Source organism: Bacteroides sp. 224 (assembly GCF_010500995.1).
Classification (GTDB): Bacteria; Bacteroidota; Bacteroidia; order Bacteroidales; family Bacteroidaceae; genus Bacteroides.
The window spans coordinates 90,848-107,517 of the sequence record NZ_QVMK01000034.1 but is presented as its reverse complement, the minus strand read 5'-3'; the positions used below and the strand labels follow the sequence as shown (position 1 = coordinate 107,517).

The window sequence follows — 16,670 nt, the reverse complement described above, 5'->3', positions numbered from 1 at the left end:
CTCCGTGCCTGCCAAATTCCGCAGCGCTTATCTGCAAAGCCTTCGTCCCGAAGAAGTTCAGGCTTTATTGCCTCACGAACAGGATTCTATCCGTTTGGCAGCCGAGAACCTTTTGGGTAGAGAGATTGCTTTGAATGAGGAGCGTGCCGCCCGCAAGAAAGAAATGTTCAAGCTGCTGGTTCCTTCTCCTTACAAAGAGAACACACGTTATGATATAGTACTTCCCGAGGGAAATAACTTTACTTACCGTTATACCCAGGAGTATCCGGTAACAAAAAACCTACGCAACCTGGCTGTTACCCTGAAAGGACAGGTTACAGCTACCGACCGTAGTGGTTTTCCTATCGCCCCATTAGATACACTAACGTTCCTGATCTCTTCTTTGGACGAGTTAGCCGATGGTAAATTATTGATCAATGCCGACTTTACCGAAGAGCAGCGTAAGGACTACACTTTGGGTCTTCAGTTGCTTCGCAACCGGGAATACAGCCGTGCCTTAAATATCCTTAGTCCATATAAGGACTATAACACGGCCCTTACACTAACATGTCTGGGAGATAATCAGAAGGCCTGGAAGATCCTGACTTCTTTACCTGCCAACGGTAATGTTTACTACCTGGCTGCCATCATCTGCTGTAGGATGAAAGATGAGGGTGGTGCCGTTCAGATGCTTCGTGATGCAGTGAAGGCGGATGGTGATAAACTATTCAGAATCAATCGTGATTCGGAGATCGCTAACCTGGTAGAGAAACGAGGGCTGAAACAGGAGTTAGAGAAGTTGGCTGCTGCGAATTAGGAATTGGTTTATACAACGCACAAACATATCTATTGATATATAACAAAAAAGTGAGAATTGAAAAAGGTTTGAAACNGTTTGAAACCATTTATTTATTAACTAATTATTTTAAACAATGAAATTTAAATTTAAGTATGTAAGTATGCTTGTAATGGCTGCTATGATGGCAGGGTTTACAGCATGTAGCGACAAAGATGCAGTCGTTGAAGGTACAGACGGTACTGGTTCTGGCGATGGCTTGGAACTTCGCGAAGATGATCTGACTATTCAGATAACAGTTCCTACTGCATCAAAAGGTACTCGTGGAGAATCTACAACTAACGTAGGTATTGCCCCTCACGTTTTTGACATGACTTTGGTATTTGTAGGTAAAACAGTATCTACACTTCCTGAGCAAGTACTTGCAGTAATTGAAGGAGATGTTGCTTCTTTAACAGGTGCTGGACAAAAATTTAAAGCACTTCCTTTGGGTGTAACAGGTTTGTATGTTATTGGTAATACAAATCCTGCTAAATATGATGCAAATGTTATTACTGGGTATGAGTCTTCTAGTTCTACAATTAAGGATGACTTTGGAGTATTAGCAATGAAAAATGCAGCTAAAAGGAAAAAACTTTTGGACTACAATCCTAAAGAAACACCTGCTGGTTCAGGAACTTATACCTATGTAGATGTAGAAACTTTCATGAAAGAAGTTCGTATCTCATTGGATAACTATAACCTGAAAGATGCAAAAGCTGTAAATATTACAGGTTATGCTCCTATTACAGCAACTCAAGGAACTACTCCGGTAAGAGTAGTAGTTACTCCTGCTATTTCTCGTTATGAGATTGCTGAGATTAAATCAAGCGTAGATTTTGCTATTAAAGGAATCTATATCAGCAATACAATGAGAGAAATCAGTGTGGATGGTCAGCAATATCCTAATCCAGTTCAGGAACCGGAAATGGTATTGAACTATGGTTGGAATAACCCAGCATGGAACTACTCTTTGTGGAAATGGGATTATACAGCTTATTCTCCTAAAGATCCTAATAACTTTGGTGGTAGCAATGCTTGGTATGAATATAAAGTAGATGCTGAAGGTGATGCAATAACTCGTTCTGGTACTTATGCAGAATCTCATAATTACACAAAGAAAGGAGATTTGAATTATGATATAATAAAGAACGCAGCTATTCCTACAGCAAGAAAGAACCAAGAACGTTGGGCTAAATGGTATGAAACAGATTTGAGCAAAGCTGTAAAAAGCACAGTAAATGGTGTTATTGGCTATAGACCTTCTGATAGAAACTACTATTGGTCATTCTATATTGCTTCAGCTCGTAAACAAGATGATCCCAATTCACATCCAATTACTAATCCTTATTTAGATGAAGGTGTATACAATCGTGTTGGTTTGAAATGTGGTGATTGGGCTTACACAGATGAAGAAGCAGCAGTAGAAAAAGGTGATGTGTTTAAAGCACTTGGTACAGCTTATGCTGTAGCTGCTTATCCGGGAGTTCCAGGACTTGATATGGAAGTTCCAGATTGGGCTACTCGTGGTACCGGAATCCAATATGGTACTTTTCCAACTATCTGTATTGATATTGATTTAGCTACTGCTAATTCACATGGTTTGAAAAGAGGTTGGTATACTATTACTAAGTTCTTGGATGCTGCTAATGGTTTACCACTTCAATACCCAAAACCAGGTACAGTATATGTAATCAAAGCAATCAATATTGATGCTGATAAATTGACTCCTGATCCAATGTGGCCAAAAGAAGAAACAGATATTTCAGTAGAAGTAATTGTTGAAGGTTGGGTTGGTCAAGACACTATTGTTGAGTAATCAATTGCCTTTAAACTAAACAGAGTTCCGGGAAGCCTTTTCCCGGGCTCTGTTCCCCCAAAACAAAAAAAGATAAACTCATGAAACTACTAAAGATATTATCCTTGTTCACTCTGTTGAGTGGTTTGTGTATATCCTGCGATTCGATAGGTGATAACTTAGACGATTGTGGTATGTACGTTAACCTCTACTTTGAATATCCTAAGTTTCCTGAACGCATTCACCGTGTGAATGTGGGTATTATCAATAAGGATAACGGACAATTTGTTCGTGTTCGCAACTTGAGCAAGAAATATCTGATAGATTATCAGGGTATTCGTACCCGCTTGATGCCCGGCAACTATATGGCAGTGTGCTGGGGAAATGCTTTTGATAAAACCACCATTGGTGGTCTTGATTTTGATCTGCCTGCTGAAGATCATTGGGTGAAACACCCTAAATTCATAGCTTGGGAGGACCCCTTGGCTCTGCATGAGCAAATTCAAACCAACGACTCCCTTTTTTATGGGAGACATACTTTTGAAATCCCCGAAATGTATGGGGTTTATAACGATACTGTTCATTACCGCCCTGCACATATTACATTCGAGGTTTATGTACACGGTTTAGAAAGTACATTGCCCCAAAAACCGACTGACAACTATCCTTTTGTGACATTTAATAACCTGAGACCTTACTATGATTATGAGATGGAAACTTTGGGAGATTATGTAAGCTATTATCCCACAATGGAAGTAGATACCGACATGGTAATGGCTTCCTGCACTACGAAAGTATTGCGCTTTACAAATGAGAATCCTATAGAGATTGTGATCGACGAACCCCAGGTTCGCACACATCCCGAAATACCATATACAATCGATGTGAAGCAACTATTGCATGGTCGTCTTGATTTGATTGAAGAAGATAAAGAATACATCATTAAAATAGGAGTCTACTTTAATGGACTCGGAGTGGAAGTGAAATTACTTGGCTGGATAGGCCAGGGAACAGAAACACCCATAGATTAATAATGATTTTAATATAGACACAAGATGCGAAATAAATATCTATATATATTAATAAGTGCTTTGGTGCTTATGTTGATGGTTGCCTGCCAGGGTGATGAAATGAAGCAGCCTGTGGAACCAATAGAGGAGGAACTGATGGAACTATCCGTACAGATAAGACCCGACAAAACCGGATCTTCTCGCGGAGCAGAGGATGAAACCGCCATCAGCATTGTTCCTCACCTGAATGGTACTGTATTATTCCTGATGCTGGATAGAGATAGCGTTATACAAGACGTTGTTTCTGTAGATGCCGATGCGGTAAGATACCCTGCCCCTAATAATGGTATCCGGTTAAAGTTTAACCGTAATGAAATAGAGAAGATTAAAGTTATCGGTAATGTGGATGACAATAAATTATATTTGAATAATCCTTCCACTCCTCTTTCTCCTGCTACTCTTTTACCTGCCGGCACCGACTGGAAAGCAACATTAGTAGGCAAACGTTTTGAGGATCTTCAATACGACATAACCGGACAAGGTACCGGTGGAGACCAACTCGACCCCCAACAAGTAAATGTATTTGGTGGAGTGCTTACCCGAGAAATCCCTATGGGGAATGCTCATCTTATTGTTGTTGTAAAACCTGCCATCTCACGTATTGAGATAGGAGGACTGAAATCTACCGATAATATTAAATTCCTTCTGGAAGAGATCTTTGTGGATAATAATTTCAAGAAGATGGGACTAAACTATATGGCTTATCCTACTTATACGAATGATTTGATTGCATTCGATTGGTATAATTCTGCATTCACAACAGGACCTACTGCTTATCCTAAGGAATTCTACTTTAATGTAAATAAACAAGGAGCTGGTACAGCTAAGCCTTCGCCTATGCCTACCATTACCACTACCGAAATTACTCCCAAAGTAGATCATTGGTGGTCGTTCTATGTAGCTCCTGCTTGGGTACCGAATCCTGATTATGATGATGCTGATCCTAAGCAAGATCATGAATATATAGGTAACGTTATAGAACCTTATGTAGGAATAGATACTCCAAGCCCGATTTATAAGCGTACCTATTCTGCCATGCCTATGCTTATTTTTAAAATATTGCTGGATGATCCAGATGCAGTAGAAGCTGATGCCGACGATGAAGGTCGGCACTGGATTACCATCAAAAACTATAAAAATGCAGATACAGGAGAACGCATCCATCGTATGGCACCCGGATATGTATACCAGATTAAATGCATAGAGTTTACAAAAGATGATGTAGATAAGGAACCGATAAAAGAAGCAAGCCCGTATGGGATAGATGCTGTAGTTTCTGTAAAAGACTGGACTTATGTAGGTGGAGCCGGTATGCCGGGTCCTATTGAGAAACGTTGATAATAAAAATATAAAAATACAATTGTTATGAAAATCAAGTTGCTGAATATTTTATATGTTATTTCCCTATTCATGATTTGTATTTCCTGCGAAAAAGAGGATACGGAAATGCCGGAAGAAGAAAATGGAATCCTTGTTTCATTGGCTTATCCTAAAGAATCGGGTGGATCTGCTTTCACTCGGGCAATGAATGAAGGATTAGGAACCTTGCGTGTGCTCTATTTTATAAAGAGTGGTTCGGATTATATATATAGAGGATTAAATAGTTTTGATACAACACCTACTGCAGATGCTAATGGTAATTATACCTATCGATTAACGCCTCCGTTTGTGGATGCTGCTAATAATACAACAGAGGCAATGAAACTTGTTTTTATAGCAAATGCGGAAAGTGAAGTTGCAGCAGTAGCTGGTGTTGCAGGTAAAATAGTTACAGGAACCACCACATTAGCTAATGCATATCAGTATTTAACTGCCGTAACAAGCACTACAGCCAAAATTTCGCTATGGACAAAAAACAAAAAGGGGGATGAAGTCATTCCAATGGCTGTAGAAACAGAGGAAGTTAGTTTGCCTACAGGTAAAACAGCACCTACAGGTAATCATTATGTAGGAGGATCAAGTAGCGGAGCTACCAATGATAAAGTATACTCATTAGTACGTATGGCAGCTAAGGTTAAAATCGTAAATACGGTGATAACAACAAATACTTCCACTAAAAAGAATTTTAAAATAACAAATGCCTGGATTATAAATGGGAATGATGAGGGCTTTCTCTGTTATCAAGGAGCAATTTCGGGATCTGCCACACATACTTATACTATTGATAATAAAAGCGGCGAAAAGAGTGGACATGTGGTGACGGCGGTTAGTGCGATCCCTTCTGGTGCAGAGAAAAGTGTAAAAGATAACAATAATAAATTGACACCAACTTTATCAGCAGATGGAAAAACACAGACTTTGGAATGCTATATATTGGAAGCAACATCAAGCTCTACCGGTAATATTACTGATATTACATCAAACTGCCATATCCGTTTGGAAGGTAAACGTTGGGAACCGGGTGACGCGGAAAGTACAGCAACAAATGTAAACTATATGATTCCTTTCCCTAAGTTAACACATACCTCTGGGGCAAGTGGAATTACCATTGATATCAGTACTACAGATGGAGGGCATGTTTTACGTAATCATTTTTACGATTATACCGTAAATGGAGTAAACGACTTTGGAACTTTTGCTGCTTTAAGTGTAAAAAACTGGACTACTGTAGACCTGTCAAATTACAATCCGACTCCTATACGATAATTCCTTGTATTTATTTATTAATCCCTTTTCTCAGATATGAAGCATTACCATATTATATCAATATTCTTATTTCTTTTGGCAGGATTAACCTCCTGTCAGCAGGAAAGTGACGACGACACCAATGTTGTCGAACAGGTTATTGAACAGGAACAGGAAGCCGGACTTTATTTGGCACTTCATTCTTCTGCTACTCGCTCGGTAACTGATGAGGATGGGATAAATAATTTGTATGCTATTTATTTTAAGAATGATAAGTGTACAGGTGTTAGTTCTCTGGGCTATTCGCCTACTACCGGATTGTCTTGTCTCACAGGATACCCTACCGGAACAAATATTCAAATTATGTTTGTGGCTAACGCCAAAGAGGTAATGGAGGCAAAAAAAGCATCTATGGTTGGTAAAAATCAAAGTGGGGTGAGGGGGGATTTGCTCGTAACCGGAGCCTCCAGCATTTGGTGTGTAAACAAACCTTCAGACAATGGTAAGCATTTCATTCCTATGTATGCTATTACGAATGAGCTACAGATATCTGCTACTACTACTACTACCATTACCGATGTCAGATATATAAGAGATTTTAATGACGTTACAACAGACAAAAGCAAAGCTACCACTTATTACTTAATTCGGATGTTAGCCAAAATAGAAATCATAAATAAAGAAACCCCCGCTACCGGTAAGCTAAAATTCCAGATAAATAATGTTTCTTTAAAATATGGTAAAACTGCCGGATATATTGGATACAACCCAGACTGTTGGGATGCCGGTAATAATTGGGTGTTTAATCCGACTCTTTATGGAGCCGGTGTAGTAGGAGCCGACATAAGCACCATTTCCGGAATACCTACTTATAGCAGTAATCAGCAGGTTATTGAATTCTATGTATTTGAAACAGGAGTAAAGGAATCCGGTTTGGACAATGTAAACTCTACGGATAACTGCCATATCGTGTTGGAAGGGTATGTAGACAACGACGATAAAACTTCCAGATCTTATATGTTATCCATTCCTTCGCTCGACAGAAAAGGCGGTTCGGTTTCTGCCAATAAAGCAAAGCCCGGTTCAATTCTTCGTAATCATCACTATAAATATACTATCGAGGGGGTAACAAATGTATACCCTATAGATGCAAAGATAAAAGTAATTGATTGGACTGATCGTTATTTCGGCGTAGAACTTTGATGCATACGCTATTATATAAAATTGAAAGAATATGAATTATCAACACAATATATATACTGCCACTTTAATAGCATTTCTACTCCTGTTTTTGGTGGGATGCAAAGATGACGATAGCCCTAATAAGGAGGAGCTACCTGTAAAACACGATATTCAATTTTTGTTGCGTATTCAAGAAGAACCGGGAAATCCCAATCAGGAAGATAATACAAGAGCGTCTGATCCTACTAACGATAAAGATAAGAAGCTAAACGATGTTATTGATGTTATTGCACTAACCCCACATTCTACAAATACTGGTTCAACAGATGGTGGTAAATGGGTGTATAGCTATATGGTGCGTGCAACATTGAAGAGCAATACTCCTGATGCAAGTGGTGCATACACCTATACAGCTCCAATTCAAGAATTGAAAGGTGTAAAGCAACGCTTTATATTCCTTGGCAATATTAGCAATTATATAGATATAAACGAACTGCAGAAAGCTCTTTCCGGTAAAGAGTATGTTAAGGGTGAAACTAATCCGGGGAGTAATTCAATATTAGAATGCCTGAAACTCTCAAACGAATCGTTCTGGTTTGTTTCTGATGATGCGAATGGAAATTACGAAGTAAAGCCGGAAAATGTGAGAATCCCGATGTATTCGGTACCTACTACTCCCGAAGAAATTACATTAGCTACAAAAACAACAGGTCTAAATGGTGGCAATACCATTTACATATTACGAATGTTGGCACGTATTGATGTGAAACTTGATAAAACCCAAGTTACAGATCGTAACCTAAGAAGAGTTTACCTGCTTCATCGTCGCACAAGTGGCTATATAGGGCATAAGGATGACGCTACTTCTTGGATTTCGGACAATAATATCGATAATAAAAGCAGAGTAAAAACCGCTTGGGAAATTGATGAGAAAATTTTTGAGCAAGATATTTCTTACGCAGTATCAGGTAACGAACTTACCCACAGCATATACGCATTCGAGAGCGATGTAACCGAGCGTAACCTTACCCAAGCTATTGTTGTGGGAATTGAAAGTAGTGAAGGCTTAACTTATTACCGAATAGATATACCAAAGTATGATGATGTAGGGAATTTAGCTACACCTTTAGCCCGAGGCCCCATTTTGCGCAACCACTGCTACACCATAAACATAACCAAAGTAACAGATGAAGGAGCAAAAACCCCCGAAGAAGCTTATTATGGCCATATACCGATAGGAGCTACAATCGATCCATGGGAAGATAAGTCGGTAGATGCCAATCTTGGTACAGTATACCGCCTTTGGGTAGATAAAACACTTATAGAATATCCTGCCGATTCGAATGAAGAACTTATCTCTTTCTCGGCAGAAACCACTTGGAAAGATGGATTCTTGATAAACTGTTACAATGGAGGAGGCGTATTTGAACACCAGTCGCCTACTCCGGTTGCCACTTCTACTTCCGGAAATTATAACTTCCCTTCATCCGATTATTATGGCCTCAATGGCAAAAGAGAGGTAATAACATTCAAAACCAAAGAAAACAAATCTGATAACTCAAGAGGAGGAACTTACACCTTTAAGGCAGGCAATATAATTAAGTATGTACATATACAGCAATCGAGTTTTAAATGGGATAATTCATTAATTATAACCGATTGGAGTGATATGCCTATAGATGGAGAAACCGGAACCATGTACCACTTGGATGTATCTACTGATATAATGTATTTGGGACTAACAACGGACCTTAAGCTCAGAAACTCAGATAATTCTAAATGGTGGTTTAAAGTAACAGCCTTGGGTTATGACAATAGCTATTGGGTGTTAGATTCGCATAGTAGTTGGATGCAATTTCAGTGTGGTCCCGATAGAATGCTTACTAATGATGAAAAAATTGATGATGGAGATGGAGTATTCGAACCGAATTCAAGCAGAGCAGTTGCGGATGGAACAACCCGTACCTTGATAATGCACCATCATTATGAATTTGAAAGGAGGGACTTAGAAAAACCTAAATTTTACACAGGTGGAACTCAGGCTGAAATAGATGCAGAAAAAGAATATTTAAAGAATGCCGGAATAGCCCCCTATGTAGCAAGTGCAGACTATGGCTTACGTAGTGATGTTGAACGGTGTCTTAGCTTTGTGAAAATACGGCTTGGAAACTTGTATAAAGTAGTGCAGGTTGTTCTCTATAACCCAAACCCAACAAATGATGTGATAACTGTGTATGATGAGGCTGATAACAAATTGAAGAAGTCTTTCAATGGTGATTTTGGACAGGTCATATTCACATATAAAATCAATGCATCTGATCTGGAAGATGGAGATAAAGAATACAAACTAAAGATTAAAACAGCTCGAACGGGATGTGCTTGGGTGATCAATAATATCAGCTCGGCTGGAGATATACTTAGAAGTGTAAAAGTAGGATCGGGTAGAGGCTCTGTTGATGGCGAGGAATTTTCGTTTGTGATAAAAAAAGGAACTCAGGCTGGCTCCGCTACTATTATTATTGGGCCGGATATAACTTGGAACAATTACAGAGAGTTTGTTCAGGAAAGAGTAATAAATATAATAATAGAAAAGTAAGAGATAAAAAACGTAAGCGTATTTAGAATATGAAGAAACTATTTTTGCAGTTTGCTATAATGGGGGTTATAATAGGAGGGCTGATTTCGTGCGAATCGGAAAGCTCCTTTATGATCGATGAAAAGGAAACCTCCGAGGGTAAGATGGTAGTGGAATTTATATTGCCTACAAATTCGCTGCCACAAACGAGGGCTGTAGATGCTACCGACGAAAATAAAATTGTAGATATTTATGCATTGGCTTTTTCGAAGGCTAATAAAACATACTTGGGCTATCAAAAAATAGGAACTCCGGCTAATGCCAGCGGTAGTGAAGGGCGTAGAGCTTTCGTTATGAATGCTTTTAATAAGGCTGCAAATACAGCTGACGAAAAGCATGCTGCTATAACAGAAGATATCTTTCTGGTTTTCCTTGCAAATGTGGGTATAACTGGATTAACTATAGATACTGATACTTATGCCACCGTACGAAACAAATTTATAATAAATACAGAAAGTAATTGGTCTCGCCCGGAAGAAAATAGCAATTGGAAAGGCATACCTATGTATGGTGAAACGGACTCTTTCTCGCCGAATACCAAAGAATCGCTACCTGTGATTTATTTAATACGCTCCATGGCAAGGGTAGAAGTAAGATTTGCCGGTATTGGAGAAGCCGATAATAAATTCACGCCCGAACAACTGTATCTGTATAATGTGTCGAAAAACACTGTAGTAATGCCCGAAAAGACCAAATTGAATGCTAACAAAAATAAAGTGTTAGATGTATCGGTGGAAGATGAACTGTTCTATCATGTTACTGCAGAGAATACATATAAACTACTCCCTGAGAGCTATTCTACCGTTTTTTTTATTCCTGAACGAAAAGCTTATATAGGAGAAACTGACTGGACCAAAAACTTTGCCATCATAATTAAAGGTACTTATGATGGTAATCCATCTTATTATCGGGTAGATATAAAAGACCAGAAGAAAAATACTTTGCCAATTTTACGCAACCATAACTACGTAGTTACGGTTAGAAGAATTAAAGAAATAGGACGTGACTCAAAGGGAAAGGCATTAGAAACTGAGCATACAAATACAGATGCAGATATAACATGCAATAGCGGAGAAATATTGTACACCCGTTCTTATGGTCATCGAATGCTGGGAGTGAACCAGATTGAGTTTCATCGAGATGCTGAGGCACAAAATTTAAGAGATAATACTAAAGCAGGAGGCGAAAAATATACAACTTACTTGAAAGTAAGCAGTCTGAATTTTGAAGATGATGCTACTGGCACCTCAACAGGTACAGCTGACAAATGGAAATATAAGTTCGTAGATGAAAATGGTAACAACACCTCTGTAGGCTGGATAAAGATTGATGATTATGACACAGAACAAGAATTCCCCACTGTGAGATTAGAGAAATTTACGTCATCAAAAGTATACGATACCCGAACTGCCTACATTCGGATTTATTCCGAAGAGTTGGGCGAGCGCTTGTATATTGATGTGAAAATAGTACAGCACTACCCCGGCTTATTTAAACGCGAGAATAACTCGAAAATTAAAAAGAATTGGCTGGTAAACCATACGTATGGAACCGGACTTGTGATGAACTTTGCAACTCCCGTAGCGGTTGCTCTGGTGGAAGATCCTTACGGTGTAATCGTCGGATTTCCATTGAGGGTGGATGAGAAGGTGGAAGATGACTATGGAGCACCATTTGTTCCGGGCGAAAAAACACTGTTTCATATTCGAACCACCAATGGTTGGTATTTAGAACCGGAAAAGAATGAGATAAAGGCGAAATTAGGATTCCGATCTTTCTTAGACCCCGCATTCTATGCCGAACACGAAATGGAGTTTTTTAGAACAATCAAGATAAATGGCTATTATATAAGTCCGGTAATACCGGAATTTGAAAATAACGACTATAAATATGGTGCGCATGAACTAAAACTTGGAGACCTACCACGCGAGACATCATACCCTACCTGGTATCAGGCTATGGGAAAAGATGACCCGGCACCTTATAACTACACAAATCCCCAAAAAGGATGTCCTCACCTTCCAACAACAGATAATACTCAAGCTACAGGCGATTGGAAGCTGCCCACTTTGGCAGAAGCATACGCAATCTTTGGAGTAGCGGGAACAAACGATTTTAATGAACAGATGATTAATTTTTGGCACACTTTTGCAGAAACAAATTTTCCGCTCCAAAGCCCTCGTCCTTATTTGACTTTAGAGCATTGGGAATCTGCCAATAACGGCACTGGTGACCGTGTGGGAGAGTTCTGGCTACAGGATCAGATGATAGTTGATGGTCAAGCTATCGGAGATAACAAAAGGATTTTGAGGCTATTATTAAAACCTGGAAATACGAAGGTGTCTTATCACGATGGGGATGATCACATGTCTCTTCCAATGGGAGTTAAATCCCCTGCACCGCCACTGCCGGGAACTACAACTACCCGTTTCTCATATTTTTGTATAAGAAAAGCTAAGTAATATATGAAACAACTAATAAATTATTTCTCTATCGTTTTGCTTTGTGTATGCATAATGGCATGCGAAGACGATTTTATGGGAAGTTCCAAAGGAACTAACAGTGGAGAGCTAACAGTAGTATTCTCGCTTCCTATTTTTGATATACCAACTACGGATATTACAAGAGCCGATCCTGATGAAAATGACGTAAAGGCGATGAACATATTTGTGTTTAACGCATCAGATAATAAATGTGTAGCTCATCACCTGATAGAAGAAGGAAAAATTAAGAGTACAGTGATAGGCGGTAAGACAAAAAAGCAATTCCGCATACCCAGCACACGCACAGAAGGCCAATTCTATTTATTGGCAATAGCCAATGCAAAGGCCGATATTGAGGCCATTGGCGATGTGGATAGTGACCTTTGGAAAAACAAAACCTATACCGAAATTAGCCAAATGATTAATGTGGTTGACTTTTCGACCGAAAAATGGGAGAAGATAATTAAAGGAGAACTTGCTCTTCCTATGATGGGGAAGTCTGGCGATTTTAATTTGACATTTGGCGGCTATAACCAGATTAATGTAACCCCCCTCGACCCCCTCGAAACCTCCATTGATATACATTTGAAACGCTCGTTGGTTCGGGTAGATGTTGAGGTAAAAGCAAATGGAACGACTAAGCCGGAAGACTTCCAAATAAAAAAGATTTATGTATATAATGCCAATAATAAAATTGCTTTATTCCCGGAAGGAGACCCTACCATTCCGTCGGGAACGGGGCGTTTAGATGCTTTAGAATACGATAACACCGGAAGTAGCACACCAACCATAGTAGAAAAGAAATTATATTTCCCGGAGAGCGAAGCCGGAAGTTTAGAAACAATCAGCAAGCATACCTTTTTGGTAGTTGAAGCTTCTTACAAGAACAGTAATGGTAACCGCTTTTACCGCATTGATTTTGCCAAACCTAAAGATAAAGAAGACGGATTGATTAAAGACGTAGACTTCTTGCCATTGCTGCGCAACCATAAATATATAATAACCATTAAGGATATTTTAGGCCCGGGGTTTGATACATGCGATGATGCCACCAAAGTAATTGGAAACAATAACAATATAGCCATAGACATTGTGTGCGAGGACGATAGGTTCGGCACCATATTCTACGATGGTTATAACTTTGTGAAGTTAGACCGAAAATGCATTTACAGAGATTGGAATAAGGGTCATGAAGTTACATTTCAGGTGTTAGTCAGCACCGAAGCTACCATAGAATGCGGAGACGAAACCTGGCTTAAGATAACAAAAATTAAAAATGATTTAGGGAATAAGGAAACTGGCTTAGATGGAGAACAGACCTTGGCTGAAGGACTGAACTATGTAACTATAAAGTATACACAAGATCATATACTTACAGAAAACAAATCTCGTAGACAATACATCTCCATCAAACCAAAACACACGCAAACCGAGTTTGCTCAAATAAAGGTATTACAGTTTAGCCAGCAGTTGATAGAATTACCCAAGGAGGATGATAAAAACAACTTATTACACAACACCTATTGGGCCACAAGAAAACAATTTGGAACAGCTATACCCTTAGGCCTAAATGGGAAATTAATTGCTAACGACGAAAACGAAAAAGCAATAGACTGGATAGTTTCCGTTAAGGAAGATGAGGGTAACGTTTTAGAACGAATTATAACTAATAGCAATAATACGGATTATATTAAAGATGAAGATAAAGATTTGTTGTATTACCAACATGAAAGCGAATTGATTATACCATATCCGAGTGATCCCAATTATACAAATACCCCCCACTATTATAATGGGGTATATAAAGGTGTACCTTCTACTAGATCTGGATTATGGACGTATAACAGTGATCGTACGCAAGCTAATGATATGTTATTCAGATTTCAATTGTATAATAACTGGGAGAAGGAAATCGGCAAAAAGGAAGTAGTGTTCTCGTTTCAGGCGATAGATGACCCAACCTGTACGATGGATCATAAAATATACGTTTTTGGTAAAATGGTGCTTGGAGGTGTAACTATCACACCACCGGGAATAAAAAGGAGTCTGATAAAAGTAAACGAAGGAGAGGATAAAAGTAAGAAGTTAGGAGAGGAGATAAAAAATCCTCTATCCCCCGATGAGGAAAAAGAAAAGCATACTAATCAATACTACATGAAGCTGAGCTCTGCAGCAGGTATTCACGAAAAACGGTATGCTGATGTGGACATTTACGATGATAAGAAGTCTGATGGAGTCACACGTTATTTTTCAGGCACTGGTCTGACAGATCGTTATAAATACGAACTTACTTATAACACGATTGAAACTGGAGGAGAGATATTTCCAATATATCTCTATCATTACTGGAATCGAAATCGCCCAATAAGCAACGGATGGGGAAAAGACTACGAAGAAGATATTCCTTCTTGGGCTGCCGATTTTTTATTCTATAGTGGACTAAGCTTAACAGAAAAAAAAGCAGCATGTGAAGGTTTAAAGAGAGATGATTCCGCAGGTTCTGATTTTACAGTAATGGGAGCTCAAGACTGGAAGTTACCAAATAAAACACAAATTGAAAGTATCTTTACAGGAAATTATGAGGATAAGGAATTAAAACTGGCTAATTTACTCCTTCATTATCATTGTTTAGAAGAAAGGAGAATTTATCGTTATTTTAGCTTTCCGGATTATTATACAATTATGCACGACAAACAGCTAAAACCATCCGTAGAACCTCGAATTGGCTGGGGAGCCCAAGGAGCTGATTATGCTAAAGCATTTTTTTTGGTGTACGATTCTGTTAATCCTATTAATGATGGCTCATATAAATATCTGTATTTCGCGCCAGGAAGCTATATAAAAGATGGTAAAATTACGCTTGAAACAATCTCAACAACAGACACCAGAAAGATGAGAATTGGAGTCAGAGTCTACCCCGGCAGCGCCTATTTCTGTGTTAGTACAACTGTAAAATAACTAACCCCTAACCCCCGTTCCGGGCGGGGGCTATAAGTTCCCGGAATAGATGTCAGCATGCCTCGCTGCGAAGCGCGGTTCTGTAAATAAATAGGTTTTTTGCTAAGCCCCGACCAAGCGTGGTCGGGGATTTCTGTTAGTGCCTGTGCATAATACACACCACTTCTTAAACAGAAATAGCAAAAACAATGCAATTTTAAAGCGTTTATTAGAGAGCTTGGCCTAAAATAGTTAAATTTGCCATTCACCTTACAATAAGGAATAAACCATGGAAAAGCAAGCTAAATACATCCAACGAATAGAGATAGATCGGCTTTGGGGCAGATTGAACATTGTATGGGAGTTAAACCCGGAAGTAAACATCCTTTCGGGCATCAATGGAGTAGGGAAGAGTACTATTCTTAATCGGTCGGTTCATTACCTGGAGCAAACGGGCGAAGTAAAGAGCGATATTAAGAATGGAGTACGTGTGTTTTTTGATGATCCGCAAGCAACTTTCATTCCTTATGATGTAATTCGTAGTTACGACAGACCGCTGATATCCGGCGACATTGCTACCCGCATTCCGGGCGAATACGTGAAATCCGAACTGGATTGGCAACTGTACTTGCTTCAGCGGAAATACCTGGATTACCAAGTGAATATAGGAAACCAAATGATTGAACTCCTGAATAGCAACGACGAAGAGCAACGCAGCAAAGCTGCCGATTTATCGTTGGCGAAACGTAAATTCCAGGATATGGTGGACAGCTTATTCGGGTATACCAACAAAACCATCGATCGTAAAAGGAATGATATTGCGTTTTTTCAGAATAATGAGTTGTTATTCCCCGATAAACTATCATCGGGAGAGAAGCAAATGCTGGTTATTCTTTTAACTGTATTGGTGAGAAACAATGAACACTGTGTGTTGTTTATGGACGAACCGGAGGCTTCGCTACACATAGAATGGCAACAGAAGCTTATTGCTATGATCCGCGAGTTGAACCCTAATGTGCAGATGATACTAACCACACACTCGCCGGCTGTAATCATGGAAGGCTGGCTCGATGCTGTGACCGAGGTGAGTGATATTTCTACGGTTGTAGAAGATAGGGTTTAGGTT

Annotated in this window: 9 protein-coding genes and 1 pseudogene; all 10 read left to right on the top strand. The window is 39.2% G+C overall.

Annotated elements, in window-relative coordinates; genetic code table 11:
• Positions 1–796, top strand: a pseudogene (locus D0T60_RS14600) (hypothetical protein); the annotation flags it as partial.
• 115 nt (positions 797–911) lie between these two features.
• Positions 912–2,633: a hypothetical protein gene (locus tag D0T60_RS14595; RefSeq protein WP_163218849.1), complete on the top strand. Its 1,722-nt coding sequence runs from the start codon at positions 912–914 to the stop codon at positions 2,631–2,633.
• An 80-nt stretch (positions 2,634–2,713) separates the two neighbouring features.
• Positions 2,714–3,643 (top strand): FimB/Mfa2 family fimbrial subunit, encoded by a 930-nt coding sequence (locus D0T60_RS14590; RefSeq protein WP_163218848.1) that lies wholly within the window; start codon positions 2,714–2,716, stop codon positions 3,641–3,643.
• A 24-nt stretch (positions 3,644–3,667) separates the two neighbouring features.
• Positions 3,668–5,020, top strand: coding sequence for a hypothetical protein (locus D0T60_RS14585; RefSeq protein ID WP_163218846.1), 1,353 nt, complete (start codon positions 3,668–3,670; stop codon positions 5,018–5,020).
• 27 nt (positions 5,021–5,047) lie between these two features.
• Positions 5,048–6,328 (top strand): hypothetical protein, encoded by a 1,281-nt coding sequence (locus tag D0T60_RS14580; protein WP_163218844.1) that lies wholly within the window; start codon positions 5,048–5,050, stop codon positions 6,326–6,328.
• A 36-nt stretch (positions 6,329–6,364) separates the two neighbouring features.
• A complete protein-coding gene (locus D0T60_RS14575) occupies positions 6,365–7,510 on the top strand; it encodes a hypothetical protein (RefSeq protein WP_163218843.1) in 1,146 nt (381 codons plus the stop codon).
• Positions 7,511–7,541: 31 nt separating this feature from the next.
• Positions 7,542–10,085, top strand: a complete 2,544-nt coding sequence (locus D0T60_RS14570; RefSeq protein ID WP_163218841.1) for a fimbria major subunit — start codon at positions 7,542–7,544, stop codon at positions 10,083–10,085.
• A gap of 29 nt (positions 10,086–10,114) precedes the next feature.
• The gene (locus D0T60_RS14565; RefSeq protein ID WP_163218839.1) at positions 10,115–12,586 is read left to right on the top strand and encodes a hypothetical protein; all 2,472 of its coding nucleotides are present in this window, start codon (positions 10,115–10,117) and stop codon (positions 12,584–12,586) included.
• Between the two features lie 3 nt (positions 12,587–12,589).
• Entirely contained in the window at positions 12,590–15,565 is a 2,976-nt protein-coding gene (locus tag D0T60_RS14560) for a hypothetical protein (RefSeq protein WP_163218838.1), read from the top strand.
• A gap of 268 nt (positions 15,566–15,833) precedes the next feature.
• The gene (locus tag D0T60_RS14555; RefSeq protein WP_163218836.1) at positions 15,834–16,667 is read left to right on the top strand and encodes an AAA family ATPase; all 834 of its coding nucleotides are present in this window, start codon (positions 15,834–15,836) and stop codon (positions 16,665–16,667) included.
• The last annotated feature ends 3 nt before the right edge of the window (positions 16,668–16,670 follow it).

Coding starts and splice junctions, on each gene's coding strand:
- D0T60_RS14575 (WP_163218843.1), top strand. CDS start 6,365: ATGAAGCATTACCATATTATATCAATATTCTTATTTCTTTTGGCAGGA.
- D0T60_RS14555 (WP_163218836.1), top strand. CDS start 15,834: ATGGAAAAGCAAGCTAAATACATCCAACGAATAGAGATAGATCGGCTT.
- D0T60_RS14565 (WP_163218839.1), top strand. CDS start 10,115: ATGAAGAAACTATTTTTGCAGTTTGCTATAATGGGGGTTATAATAGGA.
- D0T60_RS14590 (WP_163218848.1), top strand. CDS start 2,714: ATGAAACTACTAAAGATATTATCCTTGTTCACTCTGTTGAGTGGTTTG.
- D0T60_RS14560 (WP_163218838.1), top strand. CDS start 12,590: ATGAAACAACTAATAAATTATTTCTCTATCGTTTTGCTTTGTGTATGC.
- D0T60_RS14570 (WP_163218841.1), top strand. CDS start 7,542: ATGAATTATCAACACAATATATATACTGCCACTTTAATAGCATTTCTA.
- D0T60_RS14595 (WP_163218849.1), top strand. CDS start 912: ATGAAATTTAAATTTAAGTATGTAAGTATGCTTGTAATGGCTGCTATG.
- D0T60_RS14585 (WP_163218846.1), top strand. CDS start 3,668: ATGCGAAATAAATATCTATATATATTAATAAGTGCTTTGGTGCTTATG.
- D0T60_RS14580 (WP_163218844.1), top strand. CDS start 5,048: ATGAAAATCAAGTTGCTGAATATTTTATATGTTATTTCCCTATTCATG.